General features: G+C 73.3%; 23 protein-coding genes. 11 read left to right on the plus strand and 12 right to left on the minus strand.

All coding sequences use genetic code 11. The features are described from left to right. The first annotated feature begins 112 nt into the window (after positions 1-112). The gene (locus AB0H81_RS14270; RefSeq protein WP_358373901.1) at positions 113-781 is read left to right on the plus strand and encodes an alpha/beta hydrolase; all 669 of its coding nucleotides are present in this window, start codon (positions 113-115) and stop codon (positions 779-781) included. A gap of 57 nt (positions 782-838) precedes the next feature. On the opposite strand, the gene AB0H81_RS14275 is transcribed toward AB0H81_RS14270, so the two are convergent. Continuing rightward, the gene (locus tag AB0H81_RS14275; protein ID WP_358373903.1) at positions 839-1030 is read right to left on the minus strand and encodes a helix-turn-helix domain-containing protein; all 192 of its coding nucleotides are present in this window, start codon (positions 1028-1030) and stop codon (positions 839-841) included. 161 nt (positions 1031-1191) lie between these two features. Between AB0H81_RS14275 and AB0H81_RS14280 the strand changes: the two genes are divergently transcribed. Next, positions 1192-2268 (plus strand): FUSC family protein, encoded by a 1077-nt coding sequence (locus AB0H81_RS14280; RefSeq protein ID WP_358373905.1) that lies wholly within the window; start codon positions 1192-1194, stop codon positions 2266-2268. A gap of 6 nt (positions 2269-2274) precedes the next feature. Here AB0H81_RS14280 and AB0H81_RS14285 read toward each other — a convergent pair whose 3' ends face one another. After that, on the minus strand, positions 2275-3441 hold the full coding sequence (locus AB0H81_RS14285) for a pyridoxal phosphate-dependent aminotransferase (RefSeq protein WP_358373907.1): 1167 nt from the start codon (positions 3439-3441) through the stop codon (positions 2275-2277). 86 nt (positions 3442-3527) lie between these two features. Between AB0H81_RS14285 and AB0H81_RS14290 the strand changes: the two genes are divergently transcribed. From AB0H81_RS14290 to AB0H81_RS14310, 5 genes are read left to right on the plus strand one after another with little or no spacing between them, the layout of a single operon-like run. After that, positions 3528-5282: an alpha/beta hydrolase gene (locus AB0H81_RS14290; RefSeq protein ID WP_358373909.1), complete on the plus strand. Its 1755-nt coding sequence runs from the start codon at positions 3528-3530 to the stop codon at positions 5280-5282. Between the two features lie 41 nt (positions 5283-5323). Then, the gene (locus AB0H81_RS14295; protein WP_358373912.1) at positions 5324-6289 is read left to right on the plus strand and encodes a DUF418 domain-containing protein; all 966 of its coding nucleotides are present in this window, start codon (positions 5324-5326) and stop codon (positions 6287-6289) included. Then, positions 6249-7046 (plus strand): carbon-nitrogen hydrolase family protein, encoded by a 798-nt coding sequence (locus AB0H81_RS14300; protein WP_358373915.1) that lies wholly within the window; start codon positions 6249-6251, stop codon positions 7044-7046. The genes AB0H81_RS14295 and AB0H81_RS14300 overlap by 41 nt, the downstream gene beginning before the upstream one ends. A 9-nt stretch (positions 7047-7055) precedes the next feature. Beyond that, complete coding sequence (locus tag AB0H81_RS14305) at positions 7056-7502, plus strand: hypothetical protein (protein ID WP_358373918.1); 447 nt, start codon at positions 7056-7058, stop codon at positions 7500-7502. After that, on the plus strand, positions 7499-7894 hold the full coding sequence (locus AB0H81_RS14310; RefSeq protein WP_358373921.1) for a hypothetical protein: 396 nt from the start codon (positions 7499-7501) through the stop codon (positions 7892-7894). Before AB0H81_RS14305 ends, AB0H81_RS14310 begins: the two co-directional genes overlap by 4 nt. 110 nt (positions 7895-8004) lie before the next feature. Here the strand turns inward: AB0H81_RS14310 and AB0H81_RS14315 are convergent, their stop codons facing one another. Together AB0H81_RS14315 and AB0H81_RS14320 are read right to left on the minus strand one after the other, a co-directional pair. Next, positions 8005-9495, minus strand: a complete 1491-nt coding sequence (locus AB0H81_RS14315) for a carboxyl transferase domain-containing protein (protein ID WP_358373924.1) — start codon at positions 9493-9495, stop codon at positions 8005-8007. Between the two features lie 70 nt (positions 9496-9565). Further along, positions 9566-10777 (minus strand): CoA transferase, encoded by a 1212-nt coding sequence (locus tag AB0H81_RS14320; RefSeq protein ID WP_358373927.1) that lies wholly within the window; start codon positions 10775-10777, stop codon positions 9566-9568. Between the two features lie 76 nt (positions 10778-10853). On the opposite strand from AB0H81_RS14320, the gene AB0H81_RS14325 reads away from it, so the two are divergent. Next, positions 10854-11384: a hypothetical protein gene (locus AB0H81_RS14325; RefSeq protein ID WP_358373929.1), complete on the plus strand. Its 531-nt coding sequence runs from the start codon at positions 10854-10856 to the stop codon at positions 11382-11384. A 33-nt stretch (positions 11385-11417) separates the two neighbouring features. Here AB0H81_RS14325 and AB0H81_RS14330 read toward each other — a convergent pair whose 3' ends face one another. The 3 genes from AB0H81_RS14330 to AB0H81_RS14340 are packed head-to-tail and all read right to left on the minus strand — an operon-like array spanning position 11418 to position 15797. Further along, on the minus strand, positions 11418-11996 hold the full coding sequence (locus AB0H81_RS14330) for an NUDIX hydrolase (protein ID WP_358373932.1): 579 nt from the start codon (positions 11994-11996) through the stop codon (positions 11418-11420). Beyond that, on the minus strand, positions 11993-13801 hold the full coding sequence (locus tag AB0H81_RS14335; protein WP_358373933.1) for a hydantoinase B/oxoprolinase family protein: 1809 nt from the start codon (positions 13799-13801) through the stop codon (positions 11993-11995). Before AB0H81_RS14335 ends, AB0H81_RS14330 begins: the two co-directional genes overlap by 4 nt. Further along, the gene (locus AB0H81_RS14340; protein WP_358373936.1) at positions 13794-15797 is read right to left on the minus strand and encodes a hydantoinase/oxoprolinase family protein; all 2004 of its coding nucleotides are present in this window, start codon (positions 15795-15797) and stop codon (positions 13794-13796) included. The genes AB0H81_RS14335 and AB0H81_RS14340 overlap by 8 nt, the downstream gene beginning before the upstream one ends. Positions 15798-15909: 112 nt before the next feature. Here AB0H81_RS14340 and AB0H81_RS14345 point away from each other — a divergent pair, with 112 nt between their 5' ends. Continuing rightward, a complete protein-coding gene (locus tag AB0H81_RS14345) occupies positions 15910-16545 on the plus strand; it encodes a thymidine kinase (RefSeq protein ID WP_358373937.1) in 636 nt (211 codons plus the stop codon). Positions 16546-16566: 21 nt separating this feature from the next. Here the strand turns inward: AB0H81_RS14345 and AB0H81_RS14350 are convergent, their stop codons facing one another. The 3 genes from AB0H81_RS14350 to AB0H81_RS14360 form a co-directional block, all read right to left on the minus strand. Beyond that, a complete protein-coding gene (locus AB0H81_RS14350) occupies positions 16567-17235 on the minus strand; it encodes a DsbA family oxidoreductase (RefSeq protein ID WP_358373962.1) in 669 nt (222 codons plus the stop codon). Between the two features lie 44 nt (positions 17236-17279). Further along, the gene (locus tag AB0H81_RS14355) at positions 17280-18176 is read right to left on the minus strand and encodes a hypothetical protein (protein ID WP_358373940.1); all 897 of its coding nucleotides are present in this window, start codon (positions 18174-18176) and stop codon (positions 17280-17282) included. Between the two features lie 111 nt (positions 18177-18287). Continuing rightward, the gene (locus tag AB0H81_RS14360) at positions 18288-19046 is read right to left on the minus strand and encodes a carbon monoxide dehydrogenase subunit G (RefSeq protein ID WP_358373943.1); all 759 of its coding nucleotides are present in this window, start codon (positions 19044-19046) and stop codon (positions 18288-18290) included. 266 nt (positions 19047-19312) lie between these two features. Here AB0H81_RS14360 and AB0H81_RS14365 point away from each other — a divergent pair, with 266 nt between their 5' ends. Continuing rightward, complete coding sequence (locus AB0H81_RS14365; RefSeq protein ID WP_358373946.1) at positions 19313-20659, plus strand: cytochrome ubiquinol oxidase subunit I; 1347 nt, start codon at positions 19313-19315, stop codon at positions 20657-20659. Between the two features lie 10 nt (positions 20660-20669). Further along, a complete protein-coding gene (gene cydB, locus AB0H81_RS14370; RefSeq protein WP_358373949.1) occupies positions 20670-21566 on the plus strand; it encodes a cytochrome d ubiquinol oxidase subunit II in 897 nt (298 codons plus the stop codon). An 81-nt stretch (positions 21567-21647) separates the two neighbouring features. Here cydB and AB0H81_RS14375 read toward each other — a convergent pair whose 3' ends face one another. Both AB0H81_RS14375 and AB0H81_RS14380 read right to left on the minus strand, forming a co-directional pair. Beyond that, on the minus strand, positions 21648-22127 hold the full coding sequence (locus AB0H81_RS14375; RefSeq protein WP_358373952.1) for a hypothetical protein: 480 nt from the start codon (positions 22125-22127) through the stop codon (positions 21648-21650). 114 nt (positions 22128-22241) lie between these two features. After that, positions 22242-23372 (minus strand): leucine-rich repeat domain-containing protein, encoded by a 1131-nt coding sequence (locus tag AB0H81_RS14380; RefSeq protein WP_358373955.1) that lies wholly within the window; start codon positions 23370-23372, stop codon positions 22242-22244. Positions 23373-23477: the final 105 nt, after the last annotated feature.

Genomic DNA, 23477 nt, shown 5'->3' on the forward strand with positions numbered 1-23477 from the left:
CGCTACTCATCTCCCGGCCGCCCCTTCATGGGCAATCTCTGCCAATGTCTTGATATGTCGCTCATCTGGAGGTCGCCGGGTGACCTGGCGCACGGGCGGTAGGGTCTCGGCTGTGATACGCGAAGCGGCCGTCAACGGGATCAAGCTCTCCTTCCGTGAGGAGGGCGACCCCGGCTCCCCCGCCCTGGTGCTGCTGCACGGGCGCACCGCCGACCACAACGACTGGAACGGCATCACCCAGCACTTCGCCGCCCGCCATCACGTCATCGCGCCCGACCTGCGCGGCCACGGCGCCAGCGAGTACCCCGGCTCCTACGCCGTCCCCGACATGGCCGACGACGTCGCCGCGCTGCTGCGCCACCTCGGGATCGGCAGGGCGGTGGTGGTGGGCCATTCGCTGGGCGGCGTCGTCGCGTGCCTGCTGGCCGTGCGCCATCCCGGCCTGGTCGGGCGGCTGGTGCTGGAGGACCCGCCGCAGCCGTACCCGCTGGAGGGCCGCCCGCCGGTCGAGGAGGACGACTCGACGGGGTTCGACTGGCGGATGATCCACGAGACCGAGCGCCAGCTCCTCAACCCCGACCCGGCCTTGCGCGACGGGCTGCGGCAGGTCACGGCGCCCACGCTGGTGCTGTCGGGCGGCCCGGCGAGCCAGTTCCGGTCGGGGCTGCTGGCCGAGCTGATCCCCGGGGCGCGGCTGGTCACGATCGACGCGGGACACCTGATCCACGTCTCGGCGCGGCGGGAGTTCCAGCGCGCGGTGGACGAGTTCCTGGCCGAGTGAACGCCCTCCCGGCCCGACCTGCCGTGTCAGGGGCCGCCCGCCCGCGAACGCCCCCGTTCAGCTCAGGCAGGCGCGGAACACCTGCGTGAGGCGGGAGACCGTCTCCTCGCGCGGACTGAGAGCGATGTTGGCGTTCGCCGCGGCGCCGAGCATGCGCATGGTCACCTCGTCGTACCCGTGCTCGGCGAACAGGCGGCAGGCCGCGTCGAGGATGCGCCTGCGCGTGCCCTCCCGGCTCCTTGGTTCCACGACCTCGACGATAAGGCGCTCCAGGCGCCCGCAGGTCCCGCGGCGTGTACGGCCCCCGAACCCAAGGGTTACGGGCGGGTATCTTCTACGATGCGTGGTGTGACCGTAATGTCATAAAGATCCGCCAGGGTGGAGGGGTGGCAACGAGGCTCGGCGATCATATGCGGGAGAGGCTGGCGGCGTTCGGGCTGATGGGGCCCGCGATCGCGCAGTCGGCCGTCGGCGCCGGGCTGGCCTGGACGGCGGCCGTTCACCTGCTCGGCCATCCCCGGCCGTTCTTCGCGCCCATCTCCGTCCTCATCTGCCTCGGCGTCGGCCTGGGCCAGCGGCTGCGCCGGGTCATCGAGCTGGTGGTCGGCGTCAGCCTCGGAGTCGGCGTGGGCGACCTGCTGGTCGCCTGGATCGGCACCGGGCCGTGGCAGATCGCCCTGGTCGTCGCCCTGGCCATGGGCGTGGCGGTGCTGCTGAACGGCGGGCCGCTGTTCGTGGCCCAGTCCGGCTCGTCGGCGGTGCTCGTCGCCACGCTCCTGCCCGGAGCCGGCGGAGGCGGTTTGGACCGGATGCTCGACGCGCTCACCGGAGGGCTCATCGCCGTCGCCGCGGTGGCGCTGCTGCCGATCAGCCCGTTCACGCTCGCCGCCCGGCACGCCTCCGCGGTGCTCGACGCGCTGTCCACGGTCCTGGAACGAGCAGCCGACGCCATCGAACGGCATGACGCCGACCTCGCCGCCGAGGCACTGGCCGAGGGACGCCGCACCCAGTCGGCCATCGAGGACTTCCAGCAGGCGCTGAGCACCAGCAGGGAGATCGCCCTGATCTCGCCCCTGCACTGGCACCGCCGCGCCAGGCTCGCCCGCTACCAGAAGGCCGCCGTGCCCATGGACCACGCGCTGCGCAACGCCCGCGTGCTGGCCCGCCGCACCCTGGTGTCGCTGGGCGAGGCCAGCCCCCCGCCGGCCTCGCTGGCCGCCTCCATGCGCGAGGTGTCGGAGGCCGCGCTGCTGCTGCAACTGGAGCTGGCGGCCGGCCGCGACCCCGCGCTGGCCCGGCAGGCCCTCACCGCGACCGCCGGCCGGCAGCGGCCCGAACGGCTCGGGTTCTCGGCCGACGTCATCCTGGCGCAGGTCCGGTCGATCGTGGTGGACCTGATGCTGGCCACCGGCTCCGACTCCGAGACCGCCGGCGCCGCCCTGGCCCCGGTCGAGGACCCCGGCCACGAGAACCGCCCCCAGGGGTGAGCGGGCTCAGCCCGACAGGCGCTTGAGGCGGGCGACCGCCTCGTCGATGACCTCTTCCTTCTTGCAGAACGCGAACCGCACGAAGGGGCGGCCCCGCTCCGGATGGTCGTAGAACACCTGCGTCGGGATCGCCACCACACCTGCCAGCTCCGGCAGCCGGCGGGTCAGCTCCAGCCCGTCGGTGAAGCCGAGCGGCCGGATGTCGGTCTGCACGAAGTACGTGCCCGACGGCCGCAGCACCTCGAACCCGGCCGCCGCCAGCCCCTCCATCAGCCGGTCCCGCTTGTCCTGCAGTCCGCCGCGCAGCTCCTCCACCCACGCCGACTCGCGACGCAGGCCGTGAGCCACCGCGAGCTGCCACGGCGCGCTCGCCGTGAACGTCAGGAACTGCTTGACGGTCGACACCGCCCGCACCAGCTCGGCCGGCGCGCACACCCAGCCCGTCTTCCAGCCCGTGACCGAGAACGTCTTGCCCGCCGAGGAGATCATCACCGTGCGCTCGCGCATGCCGGGCAGCGTGGCCAGCGGCACGTGCTCCACCCCGTCGAACGTCAGGTGCTCGTACACCTCGTCGGTGATCGCGACCAGCCCGCGTTCACGGCACAGCTCCGCGATGACCGTCAGCTCCTCGCGCGTGAACACGGTGCCCGTCGGGTTGTGCGGCGAGTTGACCAGGATCGCGCGGGTCCGCGGGGTGACGGCGGCGCGCAGCTCGTCCGGGTCGAAGGCGAACCGGCCCTCGACGGGGCGCAGCGTCACGGCGGACAGCCGCGCCTGGGCCAGCGCGATCGAGGCGGCGTAGGAGTCGTAGTACGGCTCGAACGCGATCACCTCGTCGCCCGGCTCGCACAGCGCCAGGATCGCGGCCGCGATCGCCTCGGTCGCGCCCACCGTCACCAGCACCTCGCCGTCGGCGGCGTACTCGAGGCCGTAACGGGCGGCCCGGTGCTCGGAGACGGCCTGCCGTAGCTCGGGCACGCCGGGCCCCGGAGGGTACTGGTTGGCGCCGGTCCTGATCGCCCGCACCGCCTCCTCCAGCATCGCCGCCGGCCCGTCGGTGTCGGGAAAGCCCTGCCCCAGGTTGATCGACCCGGTGCGCAGCGCCAGCGCGCTCATCTCGGCGAAGATCGTCGTGCCGAACGCCCGCATCCGCGAGACCAGTGGTTCCGTCACGGGACCACCTTAGTCCGCGGGGCCCCCCGCGACCTCATCGCGCCGAGCCCCGCGCGACCGGCGGCGGCTGCTCTAGTCTCGTCCTCGTGATCACCCGGGTCCTGTTAGCCCTCGCTCTGACCGTCACGCCCCCGACGCCCCCCGCGCCCACGCCCGCACCCGGCCCCAGCGTCGCGCTGGAGGCCGGAGCGTGCCCGGTCGCCATGCCCGAGGGCACCACCTGCGGGTTCCTCCTGGTGCCGCAACGCCGCGACACGCCCGGCCACACGATCAAGGTGGGGTACGCCGTCCACCGCTCCACCGCCCCCGGCCGCAAGCCGGACCCGGTCGTCTACATGAGCGGCGGCCCCGGCTCCTCGTCGCTGCAGCTCACCGGCTTCCTCAGCCAGATGTTCCCCGACCGCGACGTGGTGACGGTCGAGCAGCGCGGCGGCAGGTACTCCTGGCCGCGGCTCGGCTGCCCCGAGCTGGCGCAGGCCATGCTCGACCGGATCACCCGCCCCGACCCCGACGCGGCCGCCGGGGCCGCCGGGGCCGCCGCGAGGTGCCGCGCCCGGCTCGAACAGCAAGGCGTGGACCTGCGCGGCTACACCACCGCGGAGATCGCCGCCGACGTCGTCGCCCTGCGCGCGGCGCTCGGCTACCCCGCCTGGAACCTGTTCGGCGTCAGCTACTCCACCCGCGTCATGGTGGACGCCGCCGCCGCCGACCCCGGCGGCACGCGGTCCGTGCTGCTCGACTCGTTCCTCCCGCAGAGCGTGGCCTGGTACGACGACGCCCGGCGCAACCTCGACGACACCCTCGCCCACCTCGGCCTGAAGGACCGCTTCGACGCCGCGGTCAGCCGGCTCGACGCCGCTCCCGCACGCGTCACGACCGTGGACCCGCTGCGCGGCACCGAGGTCGAGGCCCGCCTCGACGGCGGCGACGTGGCGACCATCATGGCCGAGGCGCTGCACGAGACCGGCGTGATCGCCGTCTCGGCCCCGCTGGTCGCCGCGCTCGCCGCCGGGCGCGACGAACCGCTGCGGCCCCTCGCCGACGCCGTGGGCGACGGGCTCGTCTCCCACGAGCTGGGCCTGTACGAGGCGGTGCAGTGCCAGGACGAGATCCCCGCCAACACCTTCGCCGCCCCGTCCCGGCTGTTCACCGTGGAGGTCGAAAAGGCCGTCTGCGACGCCTGGAAGCTGCCCGCCGCCAAGCCGTCGGCCGCCACCACCAAAGCCCCCGTCCTCGTGGTGGGCGGCCGGTACGACCCCACCACCCCGACCCGCACCAGCCGCCCGGCGGCCGAGGCGCTGCCCGACGCCCGGTTCATGGAGTTCGACGACACCGGGCACGCGGTGTTCCTGTCCAACGCCTGCGCCCGCGAACGGATGGCCGCCTTCGTGCAGGCCCCCGCCGCGGCGGACGGCGGCTGCGCGGCGCCCAACGGCGGAGTGCCGCCCCGGCTGGCCGCCGCGGACCTGCGCGTGACCGGCGCCCCGTACGCGATCTCCCGCTCCCCCTGGCTCGCCGCGCCGCTCGCCCTCTTCGCGCTCGTCGCGCTCGTCCAGCTCGTCGCGGGCGCGCTGCGCGGCCGGGCCCTGGCCGCGTTCGCCGGCCTGGCCGGGGCCGCGGCCGTCGGCCTGCTCGTCCAGTCGGCGTACGGGCTGATCAGCCGGAACGAGACCGCGCTCGCCGTCGGCCTGCCGTCGGCCGTCACGGCGTACGGCTGGCTCGCGGCCGGCGCGGTGGCGCTCACGCTGGCGGACCTCGCGCTGCGCCGGACGTGGTGGCGGGCGGGAGCGGCTCTCACCGGCGCAGGATTCCTCGTATGGTGGTTCGCCTGGTTCCTCTGATCCCGTGATCCTCTGACATGAGGTGATTTGTCCTGGTCGCCGTGACCCCCCGCATCCGCGCCCTCGACGCCCTCCGCGGCTTCGCGGTGGCCGGGATCATGCTCGTCAACACCTGGCAGCACGGCCCCCACCAACCCCGCACCGGCATCGACCTCACGATCGAGGCGTTGTTCCAGAGCCGCTTCTACCCGATCTTCTCGCTGCTGTTCGGCATGAGCTTCGTGCTGTTCCTCCGGCGGGCCGGCCGGTGGCGACTACTGCCCCGCCTGTTCTGGCTGTTCTGCTTCGGCCTCGCCCAGCACGCCTTCTACGAGGGCGAGGTGCTGACCGACTACGCCTTCTACGGCCTGGCGTTACTGCTGCCCGCCTCGTTCCTGTCCGCCGGGCCTCCCGTCCTGCTGCTCGCGGCGGGGGTGACCGTCTGGGGCGTCTGGGCGGGCGGCGGCATCCTGCTCATCCCCGGCATGTTCCTGCTCGGCATGGCCCTCATGCAGCTCCGGCCGCCCGCGCGGCGGCTCCTGCCCGGCTTCGCGGTCAGCGCCCTCGCCTCCGCGCTGCTCGTCCTGGCCTGGACGACCAGCGACGGCTGGGCCACCGGCCCCCGGGACCCCCGCATCTGGACCGTCTACACCGTCGCCGCGCTCACCGGCGCCGCCGCCCTCAGCACCGGAGTCCTGCTGATCCTGCGCACCCGCCCGGGCGGGCGCCTGTCGGGCGTGCTGGAGCCGCTCGGCCGGACGGCGCTCACCAACTACCTCACCGGCACCGCCGTCGTCGTCCTCACCTCACCCCTCGTCCACGCCGACCCCACCCGCTGGTCGGTCGTCGCCGTCGCCGCCCTCACCGTCACCGCGCAGGCGCTGTTCAGCCGCTGGTGGCTCACCCGATACCGGTACGGCCCGCTGGAGTGGGCCTGGCGGTGCCTGACCTGGTTCCGCCTGGTGCCCAACCGGCTAGAGTCGGGCCGTGACCACCATCGCGCTGTGCCAGATCCCCGTCTCCCCTGACCCGGGAGCCAACCTCAAGCGGGTGTGCGAGGCGCTGGCCCGCGCCGAGGGCGCCGACCTGGCCGTCTTCCCGGAGGCCACGCTCACCCGCTACGGCAGGCGCATCACCGAGCTGGCCGAACCGCTCGACGGGCCGTTCGTCACCGGCCTGGCCGAGGCGGCCCGCGAGCACCGCACCGCCGTGATCGCCGGGGTGTTCGAGCCCGGCGGCGCCGACGGGCGCGTCCACAACACCGCCGTCGCGCTCGACGCCGACGGCCGTCTCACGGCCACCTACCGCAAGATCCACCTGTTCGACTCCTTCGGCGCCCGAGAGTCCGAGCTCGTCGCCCCCGGCTCCGAGCCGGTGGTCACCGAGCTCGCCGGGCTGCGCGTCGGCCTCGTCACCTGCTACGACCTGCGCTTCCCCGAACTGACCAGAGCACTGGCCGACCGCGGCGCCGACCTGTTCGCCGTCATCGCCGCCTGGGGCTCGGGCCCGCTCAAGGAGGACCACTGGGTCACCCTGGTCCGCGCCCGCGCCCTGGAGAACACCACGTGGACCGTCGCCGTCGGCCAGGCGCCCAACCCGGCCGAGTCCACCGACGGGTTCGGCGTCGGCCGCAGCATGCTCGTCGACCCCCTCGGCGTCGCCCGCGCCGACCTCGGCACCGCCCCCGGCGTCCAGCTCGTCACGATCGACCCCGAGACCACCGCCGCGGCACGCGCCACACTCCCCTGCCTCGAACATCGCGTTCTGGGGGTCAACAGATCGTAAAATGAAACGGTGAGCAGAACGCACATGCAGAAGGTGGTCCCACCGCGTCTGCTCGTCCCCTATCTTTCGGGCAAGCGCACGGTGATCTCCGGGTACGTCTACCGCGTGCAGGACTGCGCGCGGCTGACCACCCCCCGCGACCTCTACCTCGGGCTCGACCTGTCCTTCGACGGGTCCGAGCTCACCGCCGACGTGCCCGAGCTGTACGTGATGCGCTGGCACGCACGCGACGTCGACACCTACGTCGTCCCGTACGGCCCGCACATGGGCGGCGACTGGAGCGACGTGCCGCCGTTCGCCGGCAACGGGTTCACCACCTCGACCCACCACGTGGTGCCGCAGTTCCACACCATCCCCATGCCGATCCCCGCCGGAGCCGAGATCGTGCACCTCACCGACGACGGCGAACACCCGTTCGCCGCCTACGACGGCCTCACCTGGCGGCCCGCCGCATGAACGACGAACTCACCCCCGTGGCCTCCGGGTTCATCGCCCGCTTCGGCGAGCACACCCTGCCCGCCGCCCTCGGCCCCGACAGCGACCAGGTCGTCCTGTTCAGCGAGGAGGAACTCGACGGCTTCGAGGCGGCCTCCGGCTACTGGCGGCGCGAGGTGCGCCGCGAGGAGCTGGAGTGGCTCGTCCTCATCCGCACCGTCGGCGCGTTCGGCGGCGAGCCCTGCGTCGTGCTCGACGAGGACGACGACGGCCTGCACATCGCCTACCTCGGCCACAGCGGCATGAAGGCCGAGGCCCTCGGCTACTGGATGGTCGACCACGGCGCCTACGAGGTCGTGGTGCCCCGCGAGGAGGTCTTCTCCATCCGCGTGGAGCGCGTCCCCGTGCCCTGAAGTCCCAAGCGTCCAGCCCCCCGTGACCGCCCGCGCCTCCCCGCGCCCCGGCCCTGACCGTCCCGCCCCCTCTCTCGCCCCGCGCCCCCGGTCACCCGACCGGGGCCGCCTCAGAGGCCCAGGTTGCGATAGCGGGCCAATCGGGTCGCCAGCCGGTCCCCCGTCGGCTGCCCCAGCAGCCCCGCGATCTCGTGCTCCAGCGCCCGCCCCACCCGCTCGCAGAACGCCCGGTGCTCGTACGCCGCGTCCGGCCGCTCCGGGATCACCCGGTCCACGATCCCCGCGCGGCGCAGATCCGTCGCCCGCACCCCCTGCGCCTGCGCGATCTCGGGGGCGAAGTCCACCGACCGGTAGAGGATCGCCGAGGCGCCCTCCGGCGGCAGCGGCGACAGCCACGCGTGCTGCGCGCACAGCACCCGGTCGGCCGGCAGCAGCGCCAGCGCCGCGCCCCCCGCCCCCTCCCCCAGCAGCAGGCACACCGTCGGCGCGTCCAGCGACACCATGTCCGCCAGGCACCGGGCGATCTCCCCCGCCAGGCCGCCCTCCTCGGCCGCCTTCGACAGCGCCGCCCCCGCCGTGTCGATCACCGTCACCAGCGGCAGCCCCAGCTCCGCCGCCAGCCGCATGCCGCGCCGCGCGATCCGCAGCCCCGCCGGGCCGAGCGGCGCGCTGGAACGCTGGCTGCGCCGGTCCTGCCCCAGCACCACCGCCGGCGCCCCGCCGAACCTGGCCAGCGCCAGCAGCAGTCCCGGATCGTTCTCCCCCGCGCCCGTGCCGTTCAACGGCGTCACGTCCCGCGCGGCCAGCTTCAGCAGCGACCGCACACCCGGCCGGTCGTCCCGGCGCGACCTGCTGATCGCCTCCCACGCCTCCACCGGACGCAGGTCCTCCTCCGGCGGCTCCCCCGGCCGCAGCCCCGTCGTGTCGGCGCACAGCACCGACAACGCCCGCACCGCCAGCTCCCGCGCGTCCTCCGCCGGCACCACCGCGTCCACCAGACCGTGCCGGAACAGGTTCTCCGCGAGCTGCACCCCCTCCGGGAACGGATAGCCGTGCAGCGCCTCGAACACCCTCGGCCCCAGGAACCCGATCAACGCCCCCGGCTCGGCCGCCGTGACATGCCCCAGCGACCCCCACGAGGCGAACACCCCGCCCGTCGTCGGATGCCGCAGATACACCACATGCGGCAGCCCCGCCGCCCGGTGCGCCTGCACCGCCGCCGTGATCTTCACCATCTGAACGAACGCGACCGCGCCCTCCTGCATCCGGGTGCCGCCCGAAGCCGGCGCCGCCAGCAGCGGCAGCCGTTCCCGCGCCGCCCGCTCCACCGCCGCGGTGACCCGCTCGGCCGCCGCCACCCCGATCGAGCCCGCCATGAACGAGAACTCGCTCGCCACCACCGCGACCCGCCGCCCGCCCAGCAGCCCCTCACCGGTGATCACCGACTCGTCGTAGCCCGACTTGGCCCGCGCGGCGGCCAGCTCCTCGGCGTAGGACGACCCCGGGGCGGCCGGGTCGACGGGCGCCACGTCCCACGACGTCCACGACCCCTCGTCCAGGACCGTGTCGATCAGCGTGCGCGCGTCCGGACGGCTCACCATGGCTCCTTCGTGTCAAGGACTGCTGCAATGTTGACGCACGAACGCGCCGGCCGGTGCCTCGGCGCGGCCGTCATCTCTCGCGATCTTCGAGCCAGGCGAGCACCGCCTCGCCGTCCTGGCCCAGCACCGGCGGCGCCGTGTGCCGCGCCTTCTCCCGATCCCCGGCCTCCGGCCCCCCGGAAACCTCCGGTCCCGGCTCCCCGGAGGCCGGCCACTCGAAGCGCAGCGGCGGGCCCGGCAGCTCGATCCGGCCCAGCACCGGATGCTCCACCTCCACCACCAGGCCCTGCGAGCGGGTCTGGTCCCAGGTGTAGACCTCGTCCAGCGACCTGATCGCCCCCGCCGGCACCCCCGCCTCGGCCAGCAGCGCCAGCCAGTGCCCCCGGTCGTGGGCGGCCAGCGCCCGCTCCATGTCCTCGACCAGCTCGTCGCGGTGCGCCCGCCGCTCCCGGTTGGAGGCGTAGCGCGGCTGCTCCGGGTCGATGCCCAGCAGCGCGGCCACCTTGCGCCACTGGCCCTCGTTCGCCGCCGCGATCTGCAGCATGCCGTCCGCGCAGCGGAACGAGCCGTACGGGGTGATGCTGGCGTGGTGGTTGCCGCCCGCCGCCGGCACCGTGCCGCCGACCGTCCATGCCGTGCCGTGATAGGAGTGCACCCCGGTCACCGCCGCCAGCAGCGACGTGCGCACCACCCGGCCCTTGCCGGTCCGCTGCCGCTCGTACAGAGCCGCCGCCACGCCGTACGCGCCGTGGATGCCGGCGAGCAGGTCGGCGATCGACGCGCCCACCCGGTACGGCTCGTCCGGCGAGGGGCCCGTCAGCGACATCAGGCCCGCCTCGCCCTGGGCGATCTGGTCGTAGCCCGGCCGGCCGCCCTCCGGCCCGTCGTGGCCGAAGCCGGTGATCGACAGGACGACCAGGCGCGGGTTCAGCTCGTGCAGGCGCTCCACCGGGAAGCCGAGCCGGTCCAGCACGCCGGTGCGGAAGTTCTCCACCAGGACGTCGCTCTGCCGGACGAGCCGCTCGACGAGCTCCTTGCCCTCCGCCGACTTCAGGTCGACGGTGATGGACTCCTTGTTCCGGTTCGCCGCCAGGAAATAGGTCGAAATATCGTGATCAGGGCCGACGAAGGGCGGCCCCCAGTGCCGCGACTCGTCCCCGCCCTCCGGATGCTCGACCTTGATCACCTTGGCGCCCAGGTCGCCCAGCATCTGCGCCGCGTGCGGACCCGCCAGAGCCCTGGACAGATCCAGGACCACGATGTCGTCGAGAGGTCCGAGCACGTCATCCTCCAGCACACGTTCCGGGGGTGAATCGACATTCTCCCCCCATTCCCTCCACGTCACCTACCCTGGGTGGGTGCAATCCCTGGCCCGCCGCATCCGGGCGCTCGACCCGTCGTGCGGGCCGGTCCGGCTGGTCGCCGTCGACGGCCCCGCCGGGTCGGGCAAGACCACCTACGCCGGAGAGCTCGCCGCCGCGCTCGGCTGCCAGGTCGTCCACAGCGACGACTTCCCCGTGCCGTGGGAGGAGGGGCCGGGCCCCTGGTTCGCCGCCCTGGAGGAGAGCGTGCTGCGCCCGCTCGCCGCCGGGCGGCCCGGCGCCTACCGCCGCTACGACTGGACGCGCGGCGCCTACGCCGAGACCGTCACCGTGCCCGTCGCGCCCGTGCTCGTGATCGAGGGCGTCGGCACCGCGCGCCGCTCCGCCGCCCCGCTCATCGCGTTCACCGTCTGGGTCGAGGCGCCGCCGGACGTACGGCTGCGGCGGGTGCTCGACCGCGACGGGCCCGAGCTGGAGCCACGCTGGCACATCTGGTTCGAGGCCGAGGAGAAGTGGTTCGCCGAGGACGGCACCCGCGAGCGCGCGGACCTCGTCCACCGCACCTGAGCAGCACCCGAGCGGACGCCTTTACAAAGTAGATCAGGAGTCGGGGAGACTGCCGCTCATGAGCAGCAGCGTGTACGCCGCCACCGACCCCGAGTCGGTGACCTCCCCCGCGCGGACCATCGCCTCGAAGTCCGCCCGGCTCACCCACCGCTGCCGCATGTCCTGCTCGGTGTGCTCGCGGCGCGGAGGCCCCGGTTCGAGGCCGGTCGCCAGGTAGACGTGCATCTGCTGGGTGGCCACCCCGTGGGCGTTGTCCAGCGCGCCGAGCCACCGCCAGTGCGCGGCGCGCAGCCCCGTCTCCTCCGCGAGCTCCAGCCGCGCCTCGTCCTCCAGCGTGCTCGCGTCGGCCGAGCCCTGCGGGAAGCTCCACGTCCGCCGGCGCACCGGGTAGCGGTACTCCTCGACGAGGTGGAAGCCGCCGTTCTCCCACGGCATGACCAGCACGAAGTCCGGCTTGTCGATGTAGGCGTACAGGCCGCGCGAGCCGTCGGGCCGCTCCACCTCGTCCTCGCGGACCACCATCCAGGGGTTGGAGTAGACCACCTTGGTGGTGATCTGCCGGATCGTGTGCCCGTCGTTCATCGGTCGGCCGGTCATCGGTCGGTCGGTCACAGGTCGTCCACCTCCGCGTGTGTGCGGCCGCCGGACAGCCGCGCGTAGCCGGGCCCGCGGTCGAAGAAGCGGCCCGCCGGAGGCCGCAGGTTGGCGCGCAACCGCGCCGTGCCCTCCTCGTCGATGCGGTCGCCGTCCAGCACCACGCCGTAGTCGCCGAGCGCGCCGGCGATCGACACCTTGCCGTCGCGCACGTCCGCCGCCACCGCCCGCGGGTCGCGATCGTACGGCGAGCCCCAGCCGCCGCCCCCCGTCGTGCGGATGCGGATCACCTCGCCCGCCTGCACCGGATGGTCGTCCACCAGCCCGTCCATCTCCTTGCCGGCGATCTCCACCCGGAACGGCCGCCCGGCCAGCCCGCCGTTGACACCCCAGCACGACAGGATCGACCGGTCGGCGATCGACATGTACGAGGCGTCGCGCAGCATCCGGATGTGCTTGTCGTAGCCGAGCCCGCCCCGGAACAGGCCCGGGCCGCCCGAGTCACAGGCCAGCGCCAGCCGCTCGACCCGGAACGGCCAGCGCGCCTCGGCGAACTCGACCGGGATGTTGCGCGAATCGGGCACCACGTGGATGGTGTCCTCCCCGTCGGCGTACCACCGCCCGCCGGAGCCGCCGCCCAGCACCTCGCGCATGAGGTACGGCACGCCGTCGGCGTCGGCGCCGTGGACGCCGGTGTAGCGGATCGTCTCCTGGTCGGCCGGCATGCGCCCGCCGGTGGCCTTGGCCAGCACCCCTGCCAGCACGCCCAGCAGGCGCAGGATGACGAACGTGCGGGCGTTGGTCGGAGCCGGGAACACCGGCGTCAGCAGGGTGCCCTTCTCCGGGAAGACCATCGTGATGAGGGGGACGACGCCCTCGTTGACGTCCAGCTCGGCCATCCGCTCCGGCGTGTCGGCGAGGTTGCGCAGCACCGGGGCGAGCCACTTCTTGAGGAAGACGCCGTCGGCGTAGTCACCCGCGTGGTTGATCGGCCCCTTGGCCTGCGGCGAGGTGCCGGTGAAGTCGATCGTCAGCGGGGATTCCGCCGCGTGGTCCACCGTCAGCGTGATCCGCTGGCTGTGCAGGCGGGGCTCGTCCACGCCGTCGTGCTCGGCGTAGTCCTCCCACACGTAGACGCCCTCGGGCAGCTTCGACAGCAGCTCCCTGCGGAACGTCTCGGTGGTCTTGTCGATGATCGCGTCGAAGCACTCCTCGACGGCGGCGCGGCCGTACCGGTCGAACAGCTCGCCCAGGCGGCGCGCGCCCATGAGGCAGGCCGAGCACTCGGCGTCGAGGTCGCCCGCCAGCGAGTCGGGCATGCGCGAGTTGCGGATCATGATGCGCAGCGCGGCCTCGTTCGGCACGCCCTGGTCGCGCAGCTTGATCGGCGGGACCATCAGGCCCTCCTCGTACACGCTGCGCGCGTGGGAGGGCATCGAGCCGGGCACCGCGCCGCCGATGTCGTCGTGGTGGCCGAACGCCTGCACGAACGCCACGACCTCGTCCTCGTGGAAGACCGGGACGGTCACGCACAGGTCGGGCAGATGCCCGATGCCGCCCTCGGACAGGTAGACGTCGTTGTGGAAGTAGACGTCGCCCGGCCGCATCGTCTCGACCGGGAAGTCACGCACGATCGGCTGGACGAGCGCGCTGTAGGAGCGCCCGGTCAGCTTGCGCAGCCGCACGTCGTGGATGCCCGCGCGGAAGTCGTGGGCGTCGCGGATCATCGGCGAGCGGGCGGTGCGGGCGATCGCGGTCTCGACCTCCTTCTCCACCGACGCGAGCGTGCCCTCGACGATCTCGACGAGGATCGGGTCAGCCACGCCGCACCTCCACATTGCCGTATGCGTCCACCGTCGCGGTGAACCCCGGATGCACGGGGATGGTCGAGCCGTACTCCTCGATCACCGCCGGGCCCTCGAGCACGGCCCCGGCGTCGAGCGCGGCCCGCTGGAGGATCGGCGTGTCGTGTTCCTCCTCGAAGCGCACCTTCCGGGTCGCCGGCTCGGCCTCGGTCTCCGGGTACGGCCGGCGCCGGATCGGGGGCCGGGCGATCGGCCCGATGCCGGAGACGCGCAGGTTGACCCACTCGACGCCCTGGCGCGGGCCGTCGCGGTAGGCGTAGCCGTACAGGCGCTCGTGGGCGTCGTGGAAACGCTCGACGACCTGCGCGCGCCACGCCTCGTCGATCGGTCCGGGCGGGGCCGGGACGCGCACCTCGTACGCCTGGCCGTAGTAGCGCAGGTCGGCGCTGCGGGCGTGGATCGGCTCGTCGAACCCCTCGCGTTCCAGGGCCTCCGCCGCCTCCCCCTCCAGCTCCCCGAAGATCCGCGCCGCGACCTGGAGCGACAGGTCGCGGGTGACGTGCGTGCGCACGTAGTCGTTCTTGACGTCCACCGTGAGCAGCCCGAACGCGGAGACGTTGCCCGGCTCGGGCGGCACGATCACGGCGGGCAGGCCGAGGATGTCGATGAGCCGGCACGCCAGCAGCGGACCCGACCCGCCGAACGTCACGAGCGGGAAGTCGCGCACGTCGAGCCCGCGCTTGACCGTGATCTGCCGGATCGCGTTGCTCTGGTTGAAGGCGCTGATCTCCAGGATGCCCGTCGCGGTGCGCTCGGGACCGAGCCCGAGCTTGCCGGCCAGGGCCTCGACGCCGCTGCGCGCGGCGCCCACGTCGAGCGGGATCTCGCCGCCGAGCAGGTGCGGCGGGATGCGGCCGAGGAAGACGTGCGCGTCGGTGACCGTCACCTCCGTGCCACCCCGGCCGTAGCAGAGCGGCCCGGGATCGGCGCCGGCCGACCTGGGGCCGACCTTCAGCGTGCCCTCGGGCGAGATCCATGCGATCGAGCCGCCACCCGCGCCGACGGTCACGATGTCGATCATCGGGATCTTGACCGGGTAGCGACCGACGGAGCCCTCGGTGGTGACGGACGGCTCCCCGTCGATCACCACGGCGACGTCCGTGGAGGTGCCGCCGCCGTCCAGCGTGATCACCGACGGGTGGCCGGCGTTGGCGGCCAGCATCGCCGCGCCGAGCGCGCCCGCGGCCGGCCCCGACAGCACGGTGGTGATCGGCTGGTTGACGACCTCGCGGGCCGACAGCACGCCGCCGTTCGACTTCATCACCGAGAACGGCATGCCGAGGCGGTGCGACAGGTCGGCGATGTAGCGGCGCATCACCGGCTTGACCGCGGCGTCCACCAGCGTGGTGACCGACCGCTCGTACTCGCGGTACTCGCGCAGCACGTCGCTGGAGATCGACACGACCGCGTCGGGATGCTCGCGGGCCAGCACGTCGCGCATGCGCCGCTCGTGCTCCGGGTTGGCGTAGGAGTGCAGGAAGCACACGCCGATCGCGGTGACGCCGCGGGCCCGGAACCAGCGGGCCACCTCGACGGCCTGGTCCTCGGCGAACGGACGCACCTCGGCGCCCGTGTGGTCGAGCCGCCCGCCGACGGTCCGCACCATGTGCACCGGGACGATCCGCGGCGGCTTGACCCAGAAGTAGGAGTTGCCGTAGCCGTCGGGGACGCTCTGCCGGCCGATCTCCAGGACGAACTCGAAGCCCTCGGTCGTGACGAACCCGAGGCCCTCGACGCGTTCCTCCAGGAGCTGGTTGGTGGCCACCGTGGTGCCGTGGACCACCGAGGCCACGTCCAGCTCGCCCAGCTTGCGCACGCCCGTGACGAAGCCGTCGGCCGGGTTGGCGGGGGTGGAGGGCGTCTTCGTGGTGACGATCTCACCGGTGCCCTCGTCCACCGCCACGACGTCGGTGAAGGTCCCGCCGGTGTCGACGCCGATGCGCACGTTACGCATGTCGCCCCCGCGCCGGCCGGCCCCTGTCTGTGACCACGCTTCCTCCTGAGGTTCAGGGGAGAAATCTCCCATGAGGTCAGGGAACACGCCAAGCCCGCTAAGGTGGCACCCCGTGACCGACCTGTCTGCCTTGTCCCCCGTCCCTCCTGGTGCCCGCGACGCGGTGCTCAAGTTCTTCTTCGGCCCCATGGACTGCGGCAAGTCCACGCTGGCCCTGCAGATGAACTACAACCACAGCCGCCAGGGCAGGCGCGGCCTGGTGCTCACCAAGCACGACCGGTCCGGCGGTCCCCAGGTCACCAGCAGGATAGGGCTCGGCCTGGAGGCGATCGAGGTCGAGGACTCCCTGGACCTCGTCGCGCTGGTCACCGGCCACGACAGCATCGACTATCTCATCTGCGACGAGGCGTGCTTCTACACGGTCCCGCAGATCGAGCAGCTCGCCGACCTGGTGGACGACCACGGGGTGGACGTGTACGCCTTCGGGCTGGCCTCGGACTTCCGGTCGGTGATGTTCCCGGCGGCGCAGCGGCTGTTCGAGCTGGCCGACGAGGTGTGCCGGCTCCAGGTCGAGGTGCTGTGCTGGTGCGGGCGGCCGGGCCTGCTCAACGGGCGGATCGTGGGCGGCGAGGTGGTGCGGACGGGCGAGCAGGTGGTGATCGGCGACACGGACCGCTCGCCGGTCCGCTACCAGGTGCTCTGCCGCCGCCACCACCGCTCCGGCCTGCTGGGCGAGGGCACCGCCTAGTTCTTGGTGTGTTTTGGTGTGTCAGACGGCGCAGGAGCCGTCGTCGCAGCCGTCGGCGGGGGCGGCGAGCAGCGTGACGGGGGTCTGCCCGACGCGCTCGGCCACCTCGTCGATGGCGGCGTCGAACGTCTCCTCCGGCTGGGCGCCCGACACGGCGAACTTGCCCTCGAACAGGAAGAGGGGCACCCCGCTGATCCCGAGCCCCGCCGCCCGGGCGAGCTGCTCCCGCACCTCGCCGGCGCCCTCGCCGGTGTCCTGCACCCCGGCCTCGGCGGCCAGCTTGGCGAGGACGTCCGGATCGGCGACGTTCAGCCCGTCGGTGAAGTGGGCGCGGAACAGCCGCTCGGCCATCTCCTCGCCGCGGCCCTGGCGGGTGGCCAGCTCGACCAGCCGGTGCGCCTCGAAGGTGTTGGCGCTGACCGCGTGGTCGAAGCGCAGCTCCAGGCCGTCGCCGGCGGCCACCTCCGTGACCCGGCCGGTCATCTGGGCCGCGTCCGGACCGAACTTCCGCGCCAGCGCGTCGAGCAGCGGCTCGCCCTCGGCGGGGGCGTCGGGGGCGAGCTGGAACGGCCGCATCGTGACGTCCAGGGTGCCGCCGCGGGCACGGAACCGCTCGGCCGCGCGGGCGAAGCGGGTGTGGCCGATGTAGCACCACGGGCAGGCGACGTCCGAAAATATTTCCACTTTCATGCACATCGCCAACCGCGCCGTGACTGCGGGCATTCCGGAGCCGCTCAGCCGGAGGCCAGTTCCTCCAGCCGGAACGGCAGGTACGCCGAGTCGTCCACCAGCGCCGACGCCCCGCGCCACCAGCCGAACCACTCGCCGCTGCGCCACATCCAGTCGGCCCGCTCGATGGCCGCCACCACGTCGCCGACCGTCCGCCACGGTTCGCCCGCCTGCTCCAGCGTGGCGCCGTGCCGCACGGCCCAGTCGCGCAGGATCCCGGCCGCGTCCGCGTCGACCTCCCGGGCGTACGGGTCGGGGTCCTCGCCGGGCAGCCGGTGCGGCCCCAGCCCGGCGGCCACGCCCCAGCTCCACTGAGCCTCGGCGGGACGGGAGTAGCGCAGCGACTGGAAGTCGAGGTTCGAGCCCAGCTCGTCGTCGGGGCGGCGCATGACCACCGCGTCCAGCCGGCCGCCGGCGTCGAAGTGCACGACCAGCCGGTCTCCCGGCCGCACCCCGTCGGGGAGGACGAACCGGTCCTCCGCCTGCCACGAGTTCAGGTCCACCTCGGCCACGGGGGAACCCCAGAGCGCGTCGGCGGCGTCGTCCGCCATCCACGCGGCCAGCATCTCCAGGGCGGTCAGGTCGGTCCACGGCTCGATCGCCACGGCCGTGACGAGCACCTCGTCCGGCGCCGGCAGCTTGCCGCCGCGCGGCCGTCCCCACCACTCCGCGCCCAGGTCACGGGTGCCGACCACCAGCGCGGCGATGGCGGCCAGCTCGGCCGACCTCCTCGTCAGGCTGGCGCCCAGCGCGAGGTCGAGACAGCGGCCGATGCGCTCGTCACCGAGCTCGGCGCGGGCGTCGCCGACCAGCGCCTCGGCCGTGGGGCGATCCTCGCCCAACAGGTTGCGTACGACTCTCCTGGCCTCGGTCCTCGCGTCTTCAGCATGTGCCTGCCGCATACCGCCACGCTACGCCCGTAGATCCTTTTCCGCGAGAGCCGGAACCCCGCATCCGCGCAGGCCCTGCCCCACGCCGCTTCCCGCGTCCGCCCTCCCGTGGTCGCCGGCCGTTCAGTGGTGGCGGCGGCCCGAGCGGGCGAGGAGCCAGCCCACCGCGACGCCCGTCAGCGCCACCCCGGCTCCCGTGCCGAACGACGCCAGCATCACCCACGGCCGCGTCTCCGTGCGCGCCCCGGCGGCGCGCTCCCCCGCCGGCCTCTCGTAGACGGCCGGTCGCTCGCGAACCGCCGTCACCGGCGCGGCCACCGCGAGACCGCCCCCTCCAGCACCGGCGGTCTCCGCCACGCCCGCGCCAGGCGTCCCCATGGCCGTCCCCGCCGGCTCGGCGGCGGGCGACCCCACGGCGGAGGGCTCCGCCGTGGACGGCTCGACGGGGCCGCGCAGGAGCCGGTCCACCGCGGAGAAGAACTCGCCGGCCGTGCGGCGCGCCACCGAGCCCAGCATGCGCTGTCCGACTCCGCCGATCATGCCGCCCACGACCGCGTCGGCGTCGTAGTCGACCCGCGTCCCCCCGTCCACCTCGCTCAGCCGTACCTGCACCGTGGCGTCGACCGTCCCCGGTGCGCCCTGCCCGCGTGCCCGCAGCACGAAGCTCTCCGGCGCGAGCGGGTCGGCGAGCGCCACCTCGCCCTGGTAGAGGCCCCTGACGGAGGCCACGCCCGCGTGCACCGTCATCCGGTACGTGTCGGGCCCGCTCTCCTCCAGCCGCTCGCAGCCCGGGATGGTGCGCACCAGCACCGCCGGGTCCCGCAGCGCGGCCCACACCCGATCTCTCTCGACGCCGATCACGGCGCTACCTGCGACCTTCACACAGCCACCCTAAGCACGGACCCCTTCCGGGATAAGGGCAACACCTGCCAGACGCCGTACGCGTCGCGCTCCGGGGTCCGTCGCGGGGCTTAGCCGGGAATCAACCCAGGGGCGGACGCCGAGCCTCCGCCTGCTGCGACATCCTCGTGGACACCGAGTAGAGAGCGTGCTGTGACGAAGATCGCAGCACGTTGCTCTACGGCTTGTAGTACTACTGGAAGTAGATGCACTACAGCCTGTAGAGCGCCGGGACCGGCGAGGGGAAGATGGACGCACTAGACCTAGCGCGGTGGCAGTTCGGGGTGACCACCGTCTACCACTTTCTGTTCGTGCCGCTGACGATCGGCCTGGGCGTGTTCGTGGCGGGGTTGCAGACCGCGTGGCACCGCACGGGCAAGGAGCACTACCTCCGGCTGACCAAGTTCTTCGGGAAGCTCTTCCTGATCAACTTCGCCATGGGTGTGGTGACCGGCATCGTGCAGGAGTTCCAGTTCGGCATGAACTGGAGCGAGTACTCCGTCTTCGTCGGCGACGTGTTCGGCGCGCCGCTGGCCATGGAGGCGCTGCTGGCGTTCTTCATGGAGTCCACGTTCCTGGGGTTGTGGATCTTCGGCTGGGACCGACTGCCCAAGCGGGTGCACCTGGCGTGCATCTGGGCCGCCGCGATCGGCTCCAACCTGTCGGCGTACTTCATCCTCGCGGCCAACGCCTGGATGAAGCACCCCGTCGGCTACGAGGTGGTCGACGGCCGGGCCCGCATGACCGACCTGTGGGCCGTGCTCACCAACTCCACCGCGCTCGCCCAGGTGCCCCACGTGATCGGGGCGGCGTTCATCGTGGCGGGCGGCTTCGTGCTGGCGGTGAGCTGCTGGTGGCTCCTGCGCACCCGCGACGGCATGTGGCGCGGCGCCGCCCGGGCCGCGCTCGTCATGACCGCGGTCGCCGGGCTCGTCGTGGCGGGCAGCGGCGACATGTCCGGCAAGCTCGCCTACGAGCAGCAGCCGATGAAGCTCGCCTCCGCCGAGGGCCTGGAGCACGACACCGCGGGCGCCGGCTTCACCCTCGTGCCCGGGATCGAGATCCCCAAGGTGCTCAGTTTCCTGTCCACCGGCGACTTCGACGCGACCGTCCAGGGCACCGAGGACATCCAGCGCAGGCTGGAGCAACAGTTCGGCCCCGGCGACTACCGCCCCGACCAGACCGTGGTGTTCTGGTCCTACCGGGTGATGCTGTACTTCGGCCTGAGCACCGTGGGGCTGTCGGTGCTGGGTCTGTGGCTCACCCGGCGCCGGCGCCCGATGCCCCGCTTCCTGGCGCGGCTGTTCGTGCTGGCGCTGCCGCTGCCGCTGCTCGCCGTGATCGCGGGCTGGCTGCTGAGCGAGGTCGGACGCCAGCCGTGGACGGTCGCGGGCGAGCTGCTGACCGCCGCCAGCGTCTCACCCGGCGTCAGCCTCACCGAGGTGGCCCTGTCCCTGACGCTGTTCACCCTCCTGTACGGCGGGCTCGCCGTGGCCGAGGCCGTCCTGCTCGTGCGGCACGTCCGCAAGGGCCCCGAGGAGGCCGTGCCCGTCGAGGTCCCGGCCGAGCGGCTCGAACCGTCCCTGATGTACTGAGGAGAAGACCGTGATCGACCTGTGGTTCCTGGTCATCGCCTTCCTGTGGACCGGCTACTTCGTGCTGGAGGGCTTCGACTTCGGGGTCGGCATGCTGGCGCCGTTCGTCGGCGGCGACGACGACGAACAGCGGCAGAGCCTGCAGACCATCGGCCCCGTGTGGGACGGCAACGAGGTGTGGCTGATCACGGCGGTGGGGGCGATGTTCGCCGCCTTCCCCGCCTGGTACGCCGGCCTGCTCAGCTCCTTCTACCTTCCGGTCGTGCTCGTGCTGGCCGGGCTCATCGTGCGCGGCGTCGGGCTGGAGTGGCGCGGCAAGGTCGCCAACCCGGCGTGGTGCGACCTCGGCATCGTGGCCGGCAGCGCGCTGCCCGCGTTCCTGTGGGGCGCGGTCTTCGCCGACCTGCTGCTCGACGGCGTGCTTCCGGCGCTGCTGGGAGGGACGTTCACGCTGGCGCTGAGCCTGCTGCACGGCGCGGTCTTCCTCGCGCTGCGCACCGAGGGCCGGGTACGCCGGCGGGCACGGGTGGCGGCGCTGGCGACGGGAGCGGTGGTGCTGCCGCTGGCCGTGGTGGCCCTGTCCACGCTGGCCTCGGTGTCCGGCGCGGCCACGGTGCCGGCGCTGGCGGCCATGGCGGTTCTGGCGGCGGCGGTCGCGCTGATCTGGCGGCGGCGCGAGGGCTGGGCCTTCACCGCCACGGCGGCGGCCATCGCGCTGACCTCGGTGGCGGTGTTCGTCCGCCTCAAGGAGGCGCCGCTGCCCGGCCTCACGCTGACCGAGGCCGCCTCCGCCCCCTACACCCTGACCGTGCTGACCTGGATCGGGCTCATCACGCTGCCCTTCGTGCTCGCCTACCAGGCGTGGACGTACTGGGTGTTCCGCAAGCGGGTCGCCCTGCCGCGCTGACCTCGCGGCGAGGGCCCCGCGACGGCGTGCCGCAGGAGTGTGCCCGCGTCCGGAACAGGAACACGCCGCCGTCCGTGGCCGTCAGTAGCCGCTGTCGCCGCCGTCGTCCTCCGCCGGCGGCGACGGCGTCGGCGATTTGGTGCGATGGTCGTTGAGGTGCAGGTCGCCGTTGAGCGGCTTCTGCAGCGCGCGCAGCACCTTGAGGCTGGACAGCACGGTCCACCGGGGCCCGACCAGATGCGGGTTGTACTCAGGCGCCCGGTCCATCCACTCGTTCTTGCCCTCCTCGGTGCTGAAGGTGTTGACGAAGAACTCGCCGACCTTGGTCTTGCAGTAGGCGGTGCGGATGTCGGAGGCGTCGACCTGCATCTTGGGCTTGCAGCCGACCTTGGCCGCGAGCTGCTCCACCGTGTAGATCTTCGCGGGCGCGGCGGCCTTGGCGCCGCCCTGCTGGGCTCCGGCGGCGAGCCGGCCGCCGCCGTCCCCGGCCCCGCCGGGCGAGCAGGCGGCGACGAGTCCGACCAGCAGCGCGGAGGCGGCCAGACGTGGAAGTGTCGTCATGTGCCGAGATACGCACCCTGTGCGGGGGCGGTTCAGCCCGTTCCGCGATGAAATCTCACCCGAGTCCAGCCCGAGTCCCCCGGCGGCGGCGAGCACGAACCCCGGCCCGGGGGCTCACCTCAGGATGACGCAGCCGCGTTCCCGCAGCCGGCGCAGCGGCTCGGGCTCGCCGTCCGGCGCCGGGTCGAGCTTGTTCCAGCGCAGGTCGAGCTTCTCCAGCGCGGGCAGCGCGGCGAGGTTCTCCGGCAGGGACCTCAGGCGGTTGTTGCGCAGGTCGAGCGTGGTGAGCCGGTCGAGCCGCCCGAGCTCCGGCGGCAGCTCGGCGAGGAGGTTGTCGCGCAGGTCGAGATGGCGCAGTTCGGTGAGGCCGCCGATTTCCGGGGGCAGCGCGGTCAGCCGGTTGCCGCGCAGGTGCAGCTCGCGCAACCGTCCCAGCCGCCCGATGGCGCGGGGCAGCTCCTCCAGCCGGTTGCCGTACAGCCGCAGCTCCACCAGCGACGCCATCCCGCCGATCTCCTCGGGCAGGCGGGTCACCCGGTTGTCGGTGAGGCCCAGGTAGGCGAGCCGGTCCAGCCGGCCGAGCCAGGCGGGCGCCTCGGTGAGCTGGTTGTCGCTCAGGTAGAGGTAGTCGGTCAGGGGGAGGTCGCCCAGCTCGGACGGGAGCGAGGTGAGGCGGTTGTGGCCCAGGTCCAGCATGCGCAGCCGGGTCAACCGGCCGATCGCGGACGGGACCTCGGTGAGCCCGTTCTCGGCCACGTTGAGCGACTCCAGCCCGGTCTCGTCCCACAGTCCCGCCGGGAGGGCGGTCAGCCGGTTGCCGCCCGCCGACAGGTGCCGCAGCCGCCCGCCGAACCGCTCAGGAAGGACCTCGACGGCGTTGCCGTACAGGAAGAGGGTTTCCAGGCCGGGCGGGCAGGCGGGGACGCCGGTCAGGCGGTTGCCGTCGAGGTGCAGCGCGCGCAGCGCGGCCAGGCCGGTCAGGTCGGGCAGCCAGGTCAGGCGGTTGCCGTCGAGCCTGAGCTCGCGCAGGTCCGTCAGGCCGCCGATCCAGCCGGGCAGCTCGGACAGCTCGTTCCACGCGAGGTCGAGCACGCGCACCCGGGCGAGGTCCGCGGCCGTGGCGGGGACCTCGCTCAGTCCCGCGCCGGGCGCGCGCAGCCCGATCAGCGCGCCGTCGTCATCCGGCCCGGGGCTCGCCTTCGTGCCGCCGCCGTCCCGCGTACCGTGGTCGTCCTGCGTCGCCATGGTGGCCGATCATCTCACGCGGACCCGCGGCTCCGGAGCGGCCCCCTGCCCGCCTGGCCGACGCCGCCGTGCCCCGTCCGGCGGTCGCGCAGGGCCGGTGCGGAC

This window comes from Nonomuraea sp. NPDC050691, from assembly GCF_040654455.1.
In the GTDB taxonomy this organism is placed as follows: domain Bacteria; phylum Actinomycetota; class Actinomycetes; order Streptosporangiales; family Streptosporangiaceae; genus Nonomuraea.

Bases quoted from the DNA above. Each gene is read 5' to 3' on its own strand.
- AB0H81_RS14280 (WP_358373905.1), top strand. From the start codon at position 1,192: ATGCGGGAGAGGCTGGCGGCGTTCGGGCTGATGGGGCCCGCGATCGCG.
- AB0H81_RS14310 (WP_358373921.1), top strand. From the start codon at position 7,499: ATGAACGACGAACTCACCCCCGTGGCCTCCGGGTTCATCGCCCGCTTC.
- AB0H81_RS14315 (WP_358373924.1), bottom strand. From the start codon at position 9,495: ATGGTGAGCCGTCCGGACGCGCGCACGCTGATCGACACGGTCCTGGAC.
- AB0H81_RS14340 (WP_358373936.1), bottom strand. From the start codon at position 15,797: ATGCGTAACGTGCGCATCGGCGTCGACACCGGCGGGACCTTCACCGAC.
- AB0H81_RS14350 (WP_358373962.1), bottom strand. From the start codon at position 17,235: ATGAAAGTGGAAATATTTTCGGACGTCGCCTGCCCGTGGTGCTACATC.
- AB0H81_RS14355 (WP_358373940.1), bottom strand. From the start codon at position 18,176: ATGCGGCAGGCACATGCTGAAGACGCGAGGACCGAGGCCAGGAGAGTC.
- AB0H81_RS14365 (WP_358373946.1), top strand. From the start codon at position 19,313: ATGGACGCACTAGACCTAGCGCGGTGGCAGTTCGGGGTGACCACCGTC.
- AB0H81_RS14375 (WP_358373952.1), bottom strand. From the start codon at position 22,127: ATGACGACACTTCCACGTCTGGCCGCCTCCGCGCTGCTGGTCGGACTC.
- AB0H81_RS14380 (WP_358373955.1), bottom strand. From the start codon at position 23,372: ATGGCGACGCAGGACGACCACGGTACGCGGGACGGCGGCGGCACGAAG.